This window comes from Priestia aryabhattai, from assembly GCF_023715685.1.
GTDB classification, from domain to species: Bacteria; Bacillota; Bacilli; order Bacillales; family Bacillaceae_H; genus Priestia; species Priestia aryabhattai_B.
The window spans coordinates 937,749-955,332 of sequence record NZ_JAMBOQ010000002.1 but is presented as its reverse complement, the minus strand read 5'-3'; the positions used below and the strand labels follow the sequence as shown (position 1 = coordinate 955,332).

The window sequence follows — 17,584 nt, the reverse complement described above, 5'->3', positions numbered from 1 at the left end:
TTGACATATCGTCTTTTAGACGATGTTTGTATAAAATGAATGTGTACATATTTTTATAGAAAAAACATATTGAGGTAAAGCCGAGATATGGGGGGATTCAATTACATGAAGAAAGTAGTAGGGGCGCTTTTGCTTGGCGTGACAATTGTTAGTGCGTTCATTGCGTACAGCATGTACACAAATCATTCTGCAAAGCAAACGGCTGCGATAGAACAAAAACAAGCGGCTAAAAAAGCAGAAACAACGACTGAGAAAAAGAAAAAACCAGTCCTTAAAGTCGAAGACCTGACGTATCAGTTGAAAGATTCCCGTACAGGACAAGTAATGAAAGAATTCAAGCCGGTTCATTACAAGGATAAAAACGTATATGATCAAGAAATTAAACAATTAGCGTCTAAGCTGGCAAAAGGGATCGATACGCCTATGCAAAATATAAAAATGGATGCAAATGGATCGTTAACCGGGGGGTCCAAACAAATCATTTTAAAAGAAGCAGAGCTTGTTAAAAATCTGCAGAACTTAAATACGAAACAATTGGATGTGAAGGTTCCGATTTACGAAACCGCTCCAAATGTAACGGCAGCATCTGCTCAAGGAATCGCTGATGTATCATTAGCTTCGTATTCTACACGTTTTCGTCCAAGTGATACAGGCAGAAACAGGAATGTTCAGCTATCAGCAGAAGCGATTAATAACGTTGTATTAGGACCAGGAGATTCATTTTCTTATAATCAAACAGTTGGGGAGCGCACAGCAGAGAGAGGTTATCAGCCCGCTCCTGAAATTATCAACAAACAACTGGTGATGGGAATTGGCGGAGGTATTTGCCAAACATCTTCTACATTATTTAATGCTATTGACGGCGCTGGTCTTCAAGTGACAGCTAGGTCTCACCATTCAAAACATGTAGGTTATGTACCTGTAGGAAGAGATGCGACCGTATCGTGGGGAGGACCTGATTTTAAGTTCACAAACAACAAAGATTATCCTGTCATCATTAAAGCATACGCAAATGTAAATACCGGTGTTTTAACGGTGGATATTCGTACTTCACAGCGTTCCATCTAATAAAAAACGACGTATCTGTTATGATACGTCGTTTTTTTCATTTATTATTATGCTTGTTGTTGCTCACGTTCACGAAGTTCTACACGTCGAATTTTACCTGAATTGGTTTTTGGCAATTCATCAATAAATTCAATCACGCGAGGATACTTATAAGGTGCAGTTAGGCTCTTTACGTGATTTTGCAGCTCTTTAATAAACCCTGCATCTGTTGTTTTTACATGATCGACAAGAACAACATACGCTTTTACAACATGGCCGCGATCAGCGTCTGGGCTAGCTACAACGGCACATTCTTTAACCGCTGGATGCTTAATTAACGCATCTTCAACTTCAAACGGCCCAATTGTATAGCCGGAACTGATAATAATATCATCTCCGCGTCCTTGGAACCAGTAATAGTTCTCTTCGTCTTTAGAAGCGCGGTCACCTGTTAAATAATAGTTTCCTTTATACGTTTTCTCTGTACGCTCCATATCTTTATAATAATGTTTGAAAAGAGAAGGGAGGTCTTTACGAACGGCAATGTCTCCAACTTCTCCAGGCTTACAAGGTTCGCCGTCTTCATTAATGATTTCCACAAACCCTTCAAGCATTGGTTTACCCATTGAACCAATCTTCGTTTTTACACCTTTTAATGTACCGATTAAAAGGGTATTCTCCGTTTGACCATATCCATCACGCACTTGGATATTAAAATATTTTTTAAACACATTAATAACTTCTTCATTTAACGGCTCTCCGGCAGATACAGCGCTATGAAGGTGAGACAGGTCAAAACGTTCAAGCTCATCAATTTTAGCCATAAAGCGGTATTCTGTTGGCGTGCAGCACAGTACATTTACTTTTTCATCCTGTAAAATTCCTAAAAACTTTTTAGGCTCAAAACGTCCGTTATAGATAATGCCTGTTGCACCTTGTCCAAGTACAGATAAAAACGGACTCCAAATCCACTTCTGCCAACCTGGACCTGCTGTTGCCCAGACCGTATCGCCTTTTTTAATATCTAACCATTCAGCAGCCGCAATACGAAGGTGAGCATAAGCCCATCCATGAGTATGAACAACGCCTTTTGGCTGGCCTGTTGTGCCTGATGTATAAGGGAGGAATGCCGTATCATCTTTGGTTGTTTTAGCTGTTTGGAACTGTTCTGATGCATTCGCAGTCAGTGACTCTAAGCGTGTCCATGACGTAACATCAGCGCCAAACGTAATTTTATGTTGTAGAGAAGTAGGGAAGTTTTCAATCTTATCGATCTCATTGCAGAAAGGATGGTAAGAAATAATCGCTTTTGCTTCAGCGTGATGTAAACGATATTGGATATCTTTTGCGCGTAATAGTTCTGAAGAAGGAATTACAATAATACCTGCTTTTAAACATGCTAAGTAAATAGCATACGATTCAATAAGGCGAGGCGCAATAACCAAAACGTGATCGCCTTTTGTTAAGCCTAGCTCTGTTAACCCGTTTGCCACTTTGTTTGCTTTTGCTAACAGCTGGTTATATGTAATTTCCTTACGTGCACCGTCAGCGTCCTGCCACTTTAGCGCAAGCTGATCGGATGCATGTTTTTCGATTTCCTCTGTTAAGTTGTAATGTTCACTTGGAACTAAATCTTTTAGTTGAATCATAAAAACGACTCCTTATATTATAGATATCAATGATTTTTTATCATTACTATTATTATATTACTAACTATTAGTACTTGCTACTAATTTGTTTTCGGTTTTCGTAAAAAAGCAAAAAAAGACCCACTTGTCTCATTAAGACAGCGGGTATAACGTATGTTATTTAAATAAGCTCCATTTTGTATGAATAGGTACTAACTCTTCTTCAGACTCGTCCTCTTCGTATAAACCACGTTCTTTTAAATATTCCACAAAATATAAGTCTGCTTCCTTACGTTCATCATAAGGCTTGATTGATAAAACAAATCCTACTTTATGCTGATCTTCATTTTCAACGCCTGAGAGATACGCTTTTACATTATGCTGCAAGAACAGCTCTTTAGCGGGAATAATTAAGTCTTTGACGAACTTTGACAGCAATTCTAACTCAAAATCGAAGGTAAACTTAGCAATTTTTTCTAGGTCTGCAAATACCACGCCAATAAAACTCGTATTATGTATTTCGTAGTCTTTCGTTTTTTCATCCCACTCAATATGTCCGATTTCCTTTAAGTAATTAATAAAATACCCAATGCCTTCATCGTGGCCAAAAGGCTGTTTAGAAAGGACCAACCCAATCTTTTTGTACTTAGGTAAATACACGCATGAGATAGCGGCTTCAACTTTATGCTGTTGAAATAAATGCGTTGCCCCTTGAAGCAAAGCATCTAAGACATGATGGGTAATTTTCATTTGTTTACGAGGGAAGTGATATTCGTTGCGTGCTAATTCATCTGTATCAGCAAACGTTGCTCCAATAAAGCCTGTATTGGATAGGGTAGGAGGGAGCTTCTTTCTTTTTCTTTTTCGTACCGTCATTCAAAAACACTCCTTGTGATCATCAATACGATAAAAAATAAATCGAACACACGTTCTTATCTAATGATACAAAAAATGTGTCGAAAAGTAAAGAGGAGTTCACGGAGAATTTAAAATTTTATAATAAAAGTAGCTAATGATTGTAAAGCGTAGCGGTCATTAGAAGCTAGAAAGGAGAGGGGGAAGCAAAAAATAAAAGGCTGCAGATGAAAAGCATCCACAGCCTTTTATATATTCATTAACGAGCTTCTGTTAAAGCTACCATATCTTCATCGTCTAAATCGATATCTACGTGACAATCCATTGTATGAATTGTTTTATCTTCATGATTTCCATAATAAATTGTAATGTTCATGAGTATCGCTCCTTTAAAACTGGATAATGACATCCAATTTATACCGTCATCTATTTGTTTAATATTATACCCGATGAAAAAGGAAACTACAACTAAAATCACTAAAAAGCTGATAGGAAAGGGGCTTTCAAACATTTTAGCAAAGAATCAGATAGAATAAAAATACTTATTGATGTATTTTATTACAGTAAATACGAGGTTTTAACTTTTATCAATGAATAAAAATCCATTTAATACAAACATATGTACTGAATGAAAAATATATGTTTAGTAGCAAATAAATCCTTAAAATATTAAACGTAAACAGATTTCATCGATTTGCAAAGAGTTTATTGAGAATACGATGAGAAAAATGAATGAGTATAAAATTTAATCTCTATAAGCAAACTCATTTATTTTTCAAACTCTATAAATATAAATCGAACTAATCAAATCTAAAAATAATCTGGTGAAATCAATATGTATTTCGATAAAATTATATCCAGTATTGTTCAATTAGAACAAATCTTGCTGACAATTAGTTTAGTGAGTTAGTTCATATAAACACAAACCCTATCTCATTTTTAAATTCTGTCTCATTATTATAAGTATACTTTTGAATTGAGACAGAATTTTTGTTTTATCTATTGGTTCCTAGAATATATATTATGTAAACTAGAAAAACTTCAAACAGAACAATAAGTTGCTCCCTTATGTTCTCATAAGATTCATTATAAGGACCTTTTCACTTTAAAGTTGATTATAATAAATAGGTTTGTTCCATAACTTTCGTGATCGTCGTAATAACATCCAGGTACGTCCCATAATTTGCGGTTACGTTCTGATAATTTAATTTCCAGGAGATCGTTACGAATGAATTTCACACAAGCTGTTGATGATTACCTTTATAGGCTACGCCTTTGATTTGAAATGTTATGAGGAGTTTCTGAAAACTCATAACCGCTCAATTAACTTAGAAGACTTGACATCTTCTACTAGTCAACGATTTGCACAAGAACAAGTGTTAAACATGACATTAAGTCTCGAACATTACAAAGACGAATTTCGTATTTGTAATCACTAAGTAAATTTTGAGGGAAAATTATATGAAGTCAGACTTCATGGCAGGAATTCAAGCTCCAAAATCAGACAAAAAGCTTCCTGTTTATATGTCCCTAGAAGAGCTTCAAAAACTTTTCCGCTACCTAGAAACTGATAAGCGTCCCCTAGCCTTTTGAAATAATTCATTGTTTAAATTACTTGCAACGAGCGGTATGCGCCGGCAAGAACTGGTTGATTTAACATGGGAGCAGATAAATCTTGATAATCAAACAATAAGAGTACTAGGAAAAGGAAAAAAAGAGCGTCTTCTCCCTCTTCATGCTATTGTGATACCTTTATTTCATCAATACCGACAACGTTTAATGAAGCATCAATTACATTACAGTGAACCTGTATTCTTAGATAAAATCAGTAGTGGTCTAAAATGAGTTTTTCCAAGAGAGCTGGATTACTTCTAGATAGCTGTAGTAAGAGTTCATCAGAAAATGGAAGATTCCGATTGATTTTTAAAGGAATATTGCTTTCTTGAACACTCGATTCCGTTAGAAAACTTTCATTTAATTCATTGTTATTCTTAAAATTTGGGATTTATTGGTCCTTTCTCTTTCACCACTATTCCCTTATAATAACCTGTTAGAGAGAGGAGCATAGAATATGGCAGATGTAAAACAATTTATCTTTTTTGATTTTGAAATGCTGTGTTCAAACAAAGGAATGCCGTTTGAAGATATGGAAGCAATTCGGCTCGGCGCGGTGAAGTACAATATCGTGACAGAAGACATTGAGTTTTTTGACCGTTATATTCAACCTACAAAACGGGTGTCCTTAAGCCGCTTCTGCAAAGAGTTAACCGGTATTAAAGATACTGATTTAGTCGGTGCAAGTAATTTTAAAAATGTTTTTGAAGACTTTTTAACCTGGATTGGCGGAATTAAAAAATCCCGTTTTTTCTCTTGGTCTACCAGCGATTTATCTCGCTTAAAAATAGATGCGGAAAAGCACGAAATCTCTCTTGCTACTATAAAGAAAATAGAACAGCGTTATGTTGATTTTCAAGCAATTTTTACAAAGCGTGTTTCTAAAAATAACGTATCAGTAGAAAATGGGTTAGCTTTATATAATTTGCAGTTTGAGGGTAAAAAGCACAATCCGATGTATGATGCGTATAACACTCTTCGCATTTACCTAAGCTTTTTGAACGAGCCAGTACAGTCTGATTTCATTATGATAAAGCAATTTATTCTGGAAGAAGTACCGCAGAACATTAAAGAAATGAATGCAACGCTTAGAAAGACAATACAAAAAGACCTCCGCATATTTGCGGAAGAGTTAAATGAAATGTATAAAATGAAAGATGCAGTAAAAATTATAAAGAGAACTCAAAGAATCGTTAAAAAATACGAAAATATTCTTATCAATCGCTCTGGTTTGTTTTCGGAGGAAAATGGTTTTTATGCCGGTCTTTTACTGGATTTTTATCATAATTTGCTGCTTTGTTATAATGAACATCTCGAATATTCATCAAAAATTATCATTTTAGATGAGAGCACCCTACACCCTTTAAACCAGCTTTCTTTGAAGAGAGGATGAAAATCCGTTCTCTTTCGTACATAATTCAGCTCTTTCCTTATCCCCTCGTTCCCATTCATTCCATAAACTCTCAAGAGTTGAAAGTTTTCATTTTAGTTTCCCAATTTACTTATATCAAATTCCGCTATTTTTTCCTTACCTGACGTAACAATTAAAGTAGCATCCCAAGCAGCATTTCTCAATTCATTTAATTGCTGTTCGGCAGGTTCCAATATTTCATTTAAAAATTAACATTAAAACTTAACGTACACTACCCTTTAATTTACACCTGTTATTGGTAAGATTCCTGATACATCTCCAAGGTTAAAAAAAGTTTGGGCACCAATCATAGTAGAGATACCAATAGCTAATAATGAACTACAAAAAATATTTATTGTAGCATTTCATAAAAATTTGGAAAACAAAGATTGGTATTTCCACCCATTCGTTTTTATTTCACATTATTGTTTTCATAATGCCTCCTTAACTATACTCCTATTTTTGATTAAATAATAAATGAAGCGGAATTTCCGCTCCATTTATTATTTATTGTAATTGTCTCTTGCATAAAATCATTCTATTCACTGCATACGGGATGATAATCATATTTATCATTCACTTTCTTTTGTTGGTCGCTCTAAAATTTGTCCATGTCGCCCTCTTTGTGTTTAGTAAACACTTTTTATTTCTATTATTAGTAGCCTTCTATCGTAACATCAGTAATTGATCCATCACTAGGACTTACTTGATACCAACCTTGTGTAGCTGTATGTCCCTCTCCTGTTTCTTCATTATCAACAACACTTTCATAAACATGGATAATATAGTTTCCTGAGTCGTCAACATGATCGTATTCTACAAGAAGAGGTGAATCTTCAGATATGCCTTGTTGCTCACGAACTAGCTGAACAGCTTGTTCTTGGGATACTGTTGGTTCGGCTGGTTCCTCTTCTGCAGTTGCTTCTGTATCTTCTTGCTCTGATTCTGCTTGCGCCTCATCTTCTGCATCAGATTCTTCTTCCTCATCCGCTTTTACCTGAGCTTCGCCTTCCTCCTGTTGTTTCTTCTCCTCTTCTGCTAAACGTTCTTCTTCCGCTTTACGCTCTGCTTCTGCCTTGGCCTGTGCCTCTTCTTCTTTTTGTCGGTCTTCTTCTAGCTGCGCATAGTAATCATCTAATTCTTTTTCCATTTGCTGCTGTTCAAGGTCTGATAATTGCTTTTGTTGTTCTTTGATTTGGTTTTGAAGCAAAGCAATTTGTTCTTCTGAAGCATTATCAACAAAATTAATGTTTTCTACATAATCACCACTAGCGTTGAAATTAACTTCCATCATACAAAAAACATTTTGCTCTTGATTAATGCCATAGTAAATATACTGATTGTCACCTACTTGGATATACTGATAACCATTCATTACATTTAATAAGTAATTGCGATCAGCTTCATTAGAATTAATGGCTTTTTTAATCGTTGATGCTTTTGTTTGTAATGTATTAGGCGATGATTCTTTTACAGCAGTTTTATTACCATTCTCTTTAGTATGAACCGCTGTTGATTTCTCTGTAGGCTCTTCTTTTTGCGATACAGTTTCACTGGACTCATCACTACACGCCGTCAGTAATATAGCTAACAGTGGAATACCAAAAGCAACTTTCAACATTTTCATAGACTATTATCCCCTTTTTTTATCTTTTTTAGGGTTTATATAATTCTAAAGAACTACAAAACCTTAGAAGTTATTATACCAAAATCAAGAAAACATAAGAATATTTTCTTGATTATTATGGTATTTTTTTGAAAAAAATTATCTTTTTATGTATAAAATAAAAAACACAAAGCCGCGTTCTAAAAAAGGTGCGCGGATTTGTGTTTTCATAATAGATGTTAATGATGAAATCCATTGTCGTATTTCGTGTCTTTAAGAACAGGTCTATCCAACGAATTAAGAAACTCAATAGCTTGTTTGAAATTAACCATAAATAAATGAGCGAGGTCTCTTGAAAATCCATTTCTAACGACAATGCGCATGATTGTTATTTCTTCCATGTCTGGAGGTAGCGGATAAGCAGGCACTTGCCATCCGTACGTACGCAATTGTCTAGACAAGTCATAAAGAGTCCAATTTGGCGTGTATCCTTCTTTCAGTTTCCAAGCAAGCACCGGGATATCTGAACCATCAGAAAGAATTTCGAATGCTTCCATTTCTTGAATTTCTTTGCTAAGAAACAGCGCGGTATCTTGTGAGGTTTTTTGTACGGCATAATAGCCGTCTTTACCTAAACGTAAGAAATTGTAGTACTGTAAAAGAACTTGTGCTCCTGGTCTAGAAAAATTGAGTGCAAAAGTTGGCATGTTGCCTCCTAAATAAGAAACGCGGAAAATAAGATCTTCAGGCAAGTCCTCTTTTTCTCTCCAAATCACCCATCCTAAACCAGGGTAGACTAAACCGTACTTATGTCCCGACACATTAATGGACTTTACTCGCGGCAAGCGAAAATCCCAGATCAAATCTGGTTGAAGAAACGGAGCGATAAAACCTCCAGAAGCAGCATCTACATGAATAGGAATATCTAATCCTGTCTTTTCTTGTACCTCATCTAATGCTTTTGCGATGGCAGCGATTGGTTCGTAAACTCCTGTGTACGTCACTCCAAGAATTGGTACGACGCCAATTGTATTTTCGTCAACCGCATTAATCACACCTTCTGCATCTAAATAAGGATGATCTGGATTAATGTTTACATAACGAGGCTCTACATCCCAATAGTTTGCGAACTTCTCCCATACCACTTGAACGGATGAACTAAATACAATGTTTGGCCGGTCCGTTGATAGCCCTTTACTTTTACGTAGTTTCTGCCAGCGTCTCTTTAATGCAAGTCCACCGAGCATACATGCTTCAGATGAACCTGTAGTAGAAACGCCCATCGTTGTATCAGGATTAGGTGAATTCCACAAATCCGCTAAAATATGTACACATCTCTCTTCAATAGCCGCTGTTTGTGGATACTCATCTTTATCAATCATATTTTTATCAAAAGATTCGCCGTACAAACGCTTTGCATCGGGCTCCATCCAAGTAGTAACAAACGTAGCTAAATTCAAGCGAGCATTCCCGTCTAAAGCAATTTCGTCATGAATGATTTGATAAGCTGTTTCTGGAAGCATACCTTGATCACCAATACGCAGCCTTGGAATGGTGACTTCTCCTTGTCGAGAAAAAAGCGGATTAACAGGAACTTCATCAGGTAAATTTTCTTGTTCACGATGCGGGTGCCATTGAGGCATAAACGATCATCTCCTTATGTATAGTGCACTTTGAATGTATGACAAACTGCTTTACGTTCACCTGGCGTTATAACCAGCATGGTCTCCTTTACACATTATGAGCTTTGAAACCCATTTTCATTCTTTTCATTACCCGTAGCACGTAAGGATGAACTTTATTTAGTAATACTCATGAAAATTTGATTGGCACAACTCAAAAGGCGCAAAATATGGTAATATATTCTAAAAGGAGGTTTTTAGATGGAGAGAAAAGGGATTATCTTGCAAGATAAGTTTTTCGAATTAGGTGAATCTCCTATTTATAATGAATCACAAAATGTTGTTGGAAATGTTGCATATAAGTTGTCCATTGCTAATAAATTTGAGGTTTTAAAGAACGAAGAGATCGTATTCACAGGTAAATCTAAAATGTTTGCCCTTATGCCAAAGCTAATCATTTCAGATCACCACGGAAATGAAGTGGGAATGATTCAACGGAAATTCACTTTTTTCAAAAAGAAGTATCTTTATATTCGAAACGATGGCGATACATATGAAATTACAGGGAATATAACAGATCGTAAATTTGACGTTTTGCGTTCCGGCGTTCCCGTCATTCAAGTCCGGGCTCTCTCTTCTTTTTTGTCATTACGTCCACACACGTTTGCTTTAGAATTTCTTGAACCTGATCTTAATAAGTGGGAAGGAATTGCGGTTGTACAAGGCATAAGGATGATGGTGAAAGACGAAAACAGCAGTGCAACTACCGCGCCGGCTCAATAGTCTTTATAGAAGGTTATATGATATGAAAAAACGAACAAACTTCTCTATATTGAAGTTTGTTCGTTTTTTAAATTAAGGGCCAAATACTAGCGTACCGATGACATGATAGCAAATTGGTACAAGAAACAAGATAATATTTAAAATAATCGCCCATAGACAGAGCTTGTCTTTTTTTATAAAAAAACCAATAATTGCAGGAACAATCATAAGCGGAACTAAAAAAATGGGCGCGATAATAGGCAGCCCTTGAAGCTTTTCAGCGGCAATAAGTCCTGTGAAAAAATTAAGGATCAATAAAGCATTAATAATGACATATAAAAGTGAAATTCCTCCAAGAATCCCACCTATTATCCCGCTTTTAGTTATTTTAACAGTAGCATCCATGTTTCTATCACCTCTTTTTTAGAAATATAAGTAAATTATACTATAATGTGGTTTTTATTGTAAAGGTATGGAGAAAACAGCTGGTGAAAGCACATGATGAAAAAAGTACTGTAGCAATAGCTACAGTACTTTTATAAACAATGCATTTTTTCTTCTGCTTCTTTCCAAGGAACCGTATAGCCTTGTCCTTTTGTGCAAAAGACGGACGATGAGCTGTATTCGGGATCGGCATCTTTATTGTAGCGGATTCGTTCAATAACTTCCTCTTCATTATGACAGCGTTCATATCCTCCGAATAAAAGAGACATCGCTCCTTTTCCATGCGTAAAAGATGCTAGCGTCGAGCCGTAGTTCATAAAAGTAGCAACAGGAACTTTTCCCGTAATAATCGCTTTATTTTCGGTTGTTTGAGGAGAATCAAAACGACCGTGTGCGCTTTGAACATCAGCTAACACCCTGCCCATTTGATCAATATCCACTTTAATTTTAAAGTCATAATAAGGTTCTAGCACAATATTTTTTGCTTTTTCTAACCCTTGTCGTAATGCCCGGTACGTTGCTTCTCTAAAATCTCCTCCGCTTGTATGCTTGTTGTGAGCTCGTCCAGTAAGTAACGTCACTTTTATATCAGTAATAGGCGACCCCGTTAGCAAACCGTGATGCGGCTTTTCAAATATATGCTGTCGTACTAAATGTTGATACCCAACGGATAAATCGTCGGCGTGACACGCATTTTTAAAGGTAATTCCGCTGTTTTGTTCCGCTGCTTCTATTTTCAAATGAACTTCTGCATAGTGTTTTAACGGTTCAAAATGTCCGTAGCCCATTACCGTATTTTCGATGGATTCTTTGTACAAAATTTCTGGTTCTTCAAACTGTACATTTATATTAAAACGTTCTTTTATCAGTTTTTCGAGGACCTCAAGCTGAATTGCCCCCATTACATGAATATGAAGCTCTTGAACTCTTTCTTCCCACTTCACATGTAAAGAAGGATCTTCGGCATCTAATAATCGAAAAAGTTTAATACTTTTTGTATAATAAAGAAGCTGTTCGGAAAACGTAGTCTTTCCTGCATCAACATGCGCTACAATCCCAATCGTTTTGTTAGATTGTTTCATTATTAAATACCACCTTACTACTGTATGTATAGCTGTTACTCTCTATTTTATAATAATCGTAAGAAAAAGTGGACGACAAAGAATGATAGCTGCTCACATCAAAAAAGAATGCGTGATTAAACATCGCATTCTTTTTTGTACGGCGTTTGGTATCTTTTTTGCCTTTTGCTATAAAAATAGCTGCTATAAGACATCCAATTCCAGCTAAATGCATTATGTTATTACCTATTGCGCCTAGACCGTTACTGGTCAAACCAGTTAAAATGCTACCAAATATGATAAGTAAAACAGCAAACAGCAAACTCAATTTCTTCACTCTCCGTTAGTACGTTTTTAGATATGATTTGCATAGGATCATATAAACCAGTAAGTAATGCTAGGCTTGCTGATAAAATCAATGTTCCCACTATTAACAAACTGTTGCTACCCATCTTCTTTCTTTTTTTACGTAAAAACATTCCTGATGCGAGAAATAGTAGTGCGACAGATAGTAGAATCAAGCCTATACCAATATTCAATATTTAATTCTCTCCCTTGTACATGTGTTGATTAACATTTAGTTAACCATAATATTATTATGGAAATAAAAGTGCGAATTCAACCATTCATGCCATCATATCCTAATTGATTTATATGTTACCATACATAATTTGTTAAAAATACATTTTTTCACCTTTTACTATCAAAAAACAACCTCTTTACTAAGAGACTGCTTTTTTTATGACAACTGATAAAAACCGCTTAAGAAGCTTTTTTTAATTGTTCTTTTTGTTTCTGTTGATAAGAAGAAAAATAAATAAGGCCTACAAATACAGCTCCTCCTATCATATTTCCAATAAAGGTAGGGACAATGTTTGTAATAAAATCAATCCATGTAAAGTGACCTGCAAAAATGGCAGCGGGAATAATGAACATATTGGCTACAACGTGCTGAAAGCTAGTCGCAACAAAAGCCATAATCGGAAACCAAATACCAAGAATTTTCCCCGTAACGTCGTCAGCACCGTATGAAAGCCAAATAGCTAAACATACAAGCCAGTTACAGCCCACAGCAGAAATAAGCATTTTAAAAAATGACTCATCAATTTTAGCTTGAGCGATTGCTACCGTTTTATCTAAAAAAGGCCCTGTTTCTGTTAAACCTACAATGTGTCCAAAGAAATACGCAATAAAGACGGCACCTAAAAAGTTAGCAAGTGTGACCCAAAACCAGTTATGAAGCAAGTGACGAAGTGAAATTTTTCTTGCATACAGGGCAATGGAAACAGACATCATATTACCCGTAATGAGCTCTGCTCCTCCAAGTACGACCAGCATAAGACCTACAGGAAAGACGACCCCTCCTAAAAGATTCGATAAACTTCCCCATTCAGCTGGTAAATTACCAATGACGCGTACATCTAGTAAAAAATCAAGCGCAATAAACGCGCCTCCTAAAAACCCGAGCATGAGAATGGAAGAAAGTGATAACTTCGTTTTTGAAACCCCTGCTTCTAAAGCAATGTTTAACATTTTATCCGGCTTGTGAAATGCCATAAAACTCCTCCTTAACTAAAAAAGGCAGCACTCAAAAATACCTTTTACACAAGGTTTTTGAATGCTGCCTAATAATCCTGCACTTTCTTTACAGTATATCAGTCATCATTATCTATAATAAAACCAAATAAAAAACAAGCAGATCCTACTCATCTTTCATTTAATTAAATTATGTATTTTTACGTTGTTCTACTGGATATTGGCTTCAAATAAAAACACGGAAACAGCGATATCTTCTTCCACTTTGATATCGGAAAATAAATAGTTCAGCTTAACTCCTAACAAGTCTTCAAGTCCTTCTGGAAGAGATGAAGCATAAAGGTTTTGAATAAGCTTTGTTCTTGCCCTATGTACCGTCTCTTTACCTTCGGTTGTTCTCGCGATAAATTGTTCAGCTGGCGTTAAGTTGCCATACAAAGTTGAAATAGCCATGTTTTGAACGAATACAGTATGAATTCGTTCTGGACCTTTCCCAAAATTTTTTTTGCGCAGCTTTCGAATAATATCATTAAAATCATGTATTTTTTTAGACACCGGTATATGCCTCCGCTTATCTGGAGTATGTCTATCCTGTTCATTCAAGTTTTTATCTAAGAATAAGAGACAAAAGTGTAAAACTTTGATAATACAAGTTACATTATACATGACGACGTTTACATTGTATACAATGTATCTATTTTATCCTCGTTAATCCAAATAATCGCAAAACCATTACAAAATGATAAAAAAAATCCTTCACTCATTAAAGTGAAGGATTACCTTTATATCTCTACCTAAAGGTCACAAATGGATTCTTAGTTATCAAAGAAATAACTAAGAACTTTGACAAAATAGTATGTCAAAATAGTCAAATGGTATGTTTGTACCAGTAGTTAATGCTATCACGTCAAAGTCATGGAATCCAATTAGTTTACTTTCATAATACTTTATTTAATTTAAATATTCTTTTTTGATAGGTCATCCTTAATCTTCATCCCGATCTGCTCTAAACTCATCATCAGATAATGAATTTAGTTGATGGCTAAGCTTTTCGTAGTTATCTTGTTTTAGGTTTTGTTGTACATCATTAGATATAGGGGCTTCACTAGAAACAGTAGATTTTTTTCTAGTCTCTGCGCCTCCGCTAACTCCAAAACCAACATTATTATCTGTCATCGGATTCACCTCTTTAACCGTTATTATGTAGAAATTCTCTAAAAAAATAACAGGAAACAAAAGGGATTCCCGCTTAGCTACTAGCAGTCCATGTTTCCGTAATCTTACTTACAGCAGGCCGTATTTAAGTAAGGAAATGACCTGCTTTAACCCCATAGGCAATACCGATAAAAAAACTTGCTATACCTAGTGTTTGACTTTTAAATACATACTTTATAGTTAAACCCGGAATTAGACCCCATATAATGATGAAAATAGCGAACGATACTATAATAGAAGACAATGCACCTTGCCCTGATATACTTATACCTTGCATAAACGTTTCTCCTTTCAATACTTATATCGGGAGAACATAAAATTTTTATAGTATCTTATAATACGAACTAAAAAATCCAAGTGACCTGTCCATATATGCTTTTACAGCGAATGGTGGCGTTCAAGCTCGATTGTTTTTGGTTTTTGCCATATTAATACCCCTGCTGCTACATACATAAACGAAGTGATGTAAAAAAGGCTGCCAATTGTAAGAAAGTCAATGATATATCCCGTTGCAATCACGGCTAAAGCTGCCCATATAGAGGTCCATAAATGATAGTGTCCTACTTGTTTTCCCGTATGAGCACGATCTGTCTGCCTAGATAACGCTATTTTTTCTGCTGTTTTTTGAAGAGCTCCAAGTAGCCCCATTATAATTTGAATGATATACACCTGCGTGATAGTTGTTAGAACGGGAATAACGAGCATAACAACCGCCATCCCAAACGTATATAAAATGAGCAAGCGCTTTTCTCCTCCCCTGTCACTCCATGAACCGATCAAAGGATGACTCAAAGCTGCGGTTAAAGCGAAAATTCCGTAAGCTAAGCCAAATTGTGAATAACTATCGCCAAGATTTCGAATCAGTAAAAGGTAAAAAGGAAAAACAATACTGCTTGCGGTAATCATAAGGCTTTGTGAATGTAAGAGTTGTTTATACGTCATTTTCCATACTCCTTATAAAATAAATTAACGAACGTTTCGTTTGGATCATATTTTCTTTTTAAATTAAAAAAGGTGGTAGTATGAGGATAAGCGTCTTCTAATTGCTTCTTGCTTGGGTAGCCGTAATAAGGCAAGTAATAGCTTCCCTGATGCTGTAACGTCACATCCACCATTCTTCTGATAACTCTTTGTGTATCAGAGATGCCTTGGTGATCTTTTTTTTGATTAATAAGTAAAACAAGAGCAAACATATCGTCTTTTGCATAAGACATGACTGCTTTATTGTCTTTTTCTACATAGCGAACGGTAATATTTAGTAAATTTAATTTTTCTGTTGATAACACTTCACGTAAATCATCGATGTAAGAAGCAAATTCATCAACTGGAACGAAGTATTCCTGTAAAACTTCCGTCCGGTTAGCGCTTTCGTACTCCATAAAATCACTTTCAGAACGCATAACATTATTTCTTGTTTCAAGGCGTCCATTTTGCCTTAAGAAATAAGCCTTTTGTGTTTCCCACAGCATATCTTTGCCCCAGTCGCTATATCGAGACAGCCCCAGCATAAATTTAGGAAGTGCCACTATTTTTTCTGTCTTGAGCGGTTCTTTTGCAGTAGAAGTATTCTGAGAAGATAAACGGTAGTTTGTGACGTACATATCTGTTAGTAATTGGTTAGGAGAAACAGAAATACGTGCCATATGCATACGAACATCAGGATTATGCTGTACGTAGTTTTTAAAATACGCTGTATACTGTCTATAATCTAAGCGAATAATTTCATCTTCATACCATTCATCATCCGTTAAACGAAGTGTCACATCTAAAATGACCCCAAATAACCCGTAGCCTCCGTTTACTAAAGAAAACAACTCAGGGTGTTTCGTCCGGCTAATCTCGATAATGGATCCGTCCGCCTGCAGGAGACGCATAGATTTTACCGTATCCATTAAAGAACCGTATCGAATATCTCTTCCGTGTACATTTACACTAATAGAACCCCCAATGGTAAAAATATTTTGTGATTGCATAACCTGAAGAGCAAGACCATCTTTATGTATATATTGCTGAATATCATTCCACGTCGTCCCGCTTTGAACCGTAATTTCTTTTTGACCGGGCTTGTAATCTACAATTTTATTGTACTGCTTCATATCAAGTAAAATAGCATTTGGATAATACGTCTGCCCTCCTTGGCTGTGCTGCATGCCTGAAATCGCTATTTTTTCATGATGCTGTGAAGCGGTTTTCACCCAATGCTGCAGCTGTTTTTCACTGGTTCCATGCTTTATTTCTTTGACTTTTGTAGGAAGAAGCCGAGCAACATCCCCCGTTACAGGACGGATCTGCTGTTGTTTATAAATATGATATGAGGCATACGAAACCACTAGATAAAAAGATAAAAAAACTCCTAACAACACATTTTTCTTCATTATAAACCGTAAGCTCCTTTCTTTATTTCTGTGAAATTATACCATATAAAAAGTGAAATAACACTAATAAAGTGTAATTTTACACTATTTCACTACTTTTTTTGAGAAAGCATGTAAAAAATATTTATAATTTAATGTATTTCAACCTTATTGAAACAAAAAAAGAAAAGACCTAGTGTCTTTTCTTTTTTTGTTTCTTTATTTTTCAGCTTCGTATGCAACTAAAGCTACTCTTTTTCCTAACGTTTGTTGGAACTGCTCTTCTAGCTGTTTTAGCTTCGCATGCATATCATCGTTAATTGAAGCTGGCTCAAAGGTCATTTTTGTTTGCTCCATCAGATACTGTCACCTCTTTCATATGTGTATGTTCTACTTTTTCCAATATAAAAGAGGTCTATGACGATTTGA

General features: G+C 35.7%; 17 protein-coding genes and 2 pseudogenes. 4 read left to right on the top strand and 15 right to left on the bottom strand.

What is annotated here, in order from left to right; all coding sequences use genetic code 11:
• Positions 1-105: 105 nt before the first annotated feature.
• Positions 106-1,068 carry a VanW family protein gene (locus tag M3225_RS11795; protein ID WP_251393588.1) on the top strand — a complete coding sequence of 321 codons (963 nt, stop codon included), beginning with the start codon at positions 106-108 and terminating at the stop codon, positions 1,066-1,068.
• A 47-nt stretch (positions 1,069-1,115) separates the two neighbouring features.
• On the opposite strand, the gene mbcS is transcribed toward M3225_RS11795, so the two are convergent.
• Together mbcS and M3225_RS11785 are read right to left on the bottom strand one after the other, a co-directional pair.
• Positions 1,116-2,696 (bottom strand): acyl-CoA synthetase MbcS, encoded by a 1,581-nt coding sequence (mbcS, locus tag M3225_RS11790; RefSeq protein ID WP_251393587.1) that lies wholly within the window; start codon positions 2,694-2,696, stop codon positions 1,116-1,118.
• 156 nt (positions 2,697-2,852) lie between these two features.
• On the bottom strand, positions 2,853-3,551 hold the full coding sequence (locus M3225_RS11785; RefSeq protein ID WP_230932660.1) for a hypothetical protein: 699 nt from the start codon (positions 3,549-3,551) through the stop codon (positions 2,853-2,855).
• Positions 3,552-5,132: 1,581 nt separating this feature from the next.
• On the opposite strand from M3225_RS11785, the gene M3225_RS11780 reads away from it, so the two are divergent.
• Positions 5,133-5,375, top strand: a complete 243-nt coding sequence (locus M3225_RS11780) for a tyrosine-type recombinase/integrase (RefSeq protein ID WP_251393586.1) — start codon at positions 5,133-5,135, stop codon at positions 5,373-5,375.
• Between the two features lie 226 nt (positions 5,376-5,601).
• A complete protein-coding gene (locus M3225_RS11775) occupies positions 5,602-6,537 on the top strand; it encodes a 3'-5' exonuclease (RefSeq protein ID WP_251393585.1) in 936 nt (311 codons plus the stop codon).
• Between the two features lie 263 nt (positions 6,538-6,800).
• Here the strand turns inward: M3225_RS11775 and M3225_RS11770 are convergent.
• The 3 genes and pseudogenes from M3225_RS11770 to M3225_RS11760 all read right to left on the bottom strand — a co-directional run.
• Positions 6,801-6,893: pseudogene (locus M3225_RS11770) on the bottom strand (FtsW/RodA/SpoVE family cell cycle protein); the annotation flags it as partial.
• A 317-nt stretch (positions 6,894-7,210) separates the two neighbouring features.
• Positions 7,211-8,182, bottom strand: coding sequence for a hypothetical protein (locus M3225_RS11765; RefSeq protein WP_251393584.1), 972 nt, complete (start codon positions 8,180-8,182; stop codon positions 7,211-7,213).
• A gap of 218 nt (positions 8,183-8,400) precedes the next feature.
• A complete protein-coding gene (locus tag M3225_RS11760; protein WP_251393583.1) occupies positions 8,401-9,804 on the bottom strand; it encodes a glutamate decarboxylase in 1,404 nt (467 codons plus the stop codon).
• A gap of 240 nt (positions 9,805-10,044) precedes the next feature.
• On the opposite strand from M3225_RS11760, the gene M3225_RS11755 reads away from it, so the two are divergent.
• On the top strand, positions 10,045-10,566 hold the full coding sequence (locus M3225_RS11755; RefSeq protein WP_251393582.1) for a hypothetical protein: 522 nt from the start codon (positions 10,045-10,047) through the stop codon (positions 10,564-10,566).
• 72 nt (positions 10,567-10,638) lie between these two features.
• Here M3225_RS11755 and M3225_RS11750 read toward each other — a convergent pair whose 3' ends face one another.
• From M3225_RS11750 to M3225_RS11700, 10 genes and pseudogenes are all read right to left on the bottom strand, one after another.
• Positions 10,639-10,950: a hypothetical protein gene (locus M3225_RS11750; RefSeq protein WP_251393581.1), complete on the bottom strand. Its 312-nt coding sequence runs from the start codon at positions 10,948-10,950 to the stop codon at positions 10,639-10,641.
• A gap of 131 nt (positions 10,951-11,081) precedes the next feature.
• A pseudogene (locus tag M3225_RS11745) lies at positions 11,082-12,062 on the bottom strand (GTP-binding protein); the annotation flags it as partial.
• On the bottom strand, positions 12,058-12,378 hold the full coding sequence (locus M3225_RS11735) for a hypothetical protein (protein WP_251393580.1): 321 nt from the start codon (positions 12,376-12,378) through the stop codon (positions 12,058-12,060). The pseudogene M3225_RS11745 and the gene M3225_RS11735, both read right to left, overlap by 5 nt.
• A gap of 434 nt (positions 12,379-12,812) precedes the next feature.
• The gene (locus tag M3225_RS11730) at positions 12,813-13,607 is read right to left on the bottom strand and encodes a formate/nitrite transporter family protein (protein ID WP_251393579.1); all 795 of its coding nucleotides are present in this window, start codon (positions 13,605-13,607) and stop codon (positions 12,813-12,815) included.
• A gap of 189 nt (positions 13,608-13,796) precedes the next feature.
• A complete protein-coding gene (locus M3225_RS11725) occupies positions 13,797-14,141 on the bottom strand; it encodes a DUF2294 domain-containing protein (RefSeq protein WP_251393578.1) in 345 nt (114 codons plus the stop codon).
• A 429-nt stretch (positions 14,142-14,570) separates the two neighbouring features.
• Positions 14,571-14,762, bottom strand: a complete 192-nt coding sequence (locus tag M3225_RS11720) for a hypothetical protein (protein ID WP_251393577.1) — start codon at positions 14,760-14,762, stop codon at positions 14,571-14,573.
• 124 nt (positions 14,763-14,886) lie between these two features.
• Positions 14,887-15,078: a hypothetical protein gene (locus M3225_RS11715; protein WP_251393576.1), complete on the bottom strand. Its 192-nt coding sequence runs from the start codon at positions 15,076-15,078 to the stop codon at positions 14,887-14,889.
• Between the two features lie 101 nt (positions 15,079-15,179).
• Complete coding sequence (locus M3225_RS11710; protein WP_251393575.1) at positions 15,180-15,743, bottom strand: MFS transporter; 564 nt, start codon at positions 15,741-15,743, stop codon at positions 15,180-15,182.
• Positions 15,740-17,176, bottom strand: coding sequence for an FAD-binding oxidoreductase (locus tag M3225_RS11705; RefSeq protein ID WP_251393574.1), 1,437 nt, complete (start codon positions 17,174-17,176; stop codon positions 15,740-15,742). The genes M3225_RS11710 and M3225_RS11705 overlap by 4 nt, the downstream gene beginning before the upstream one ends.
• 198 nt (positions 17,177-17,374) lie before the next feature.
• Entirely contained in the window at positions 17,375-17,512 is a 138-nt protein-coding gene (locus M3225_RS11700; RefSeq protein ID WP_014459963.1) for a hypothetical protein, read from the bottom strand.
• Positions 17,513-17,584: the final 72 nt, after the last annotated feature.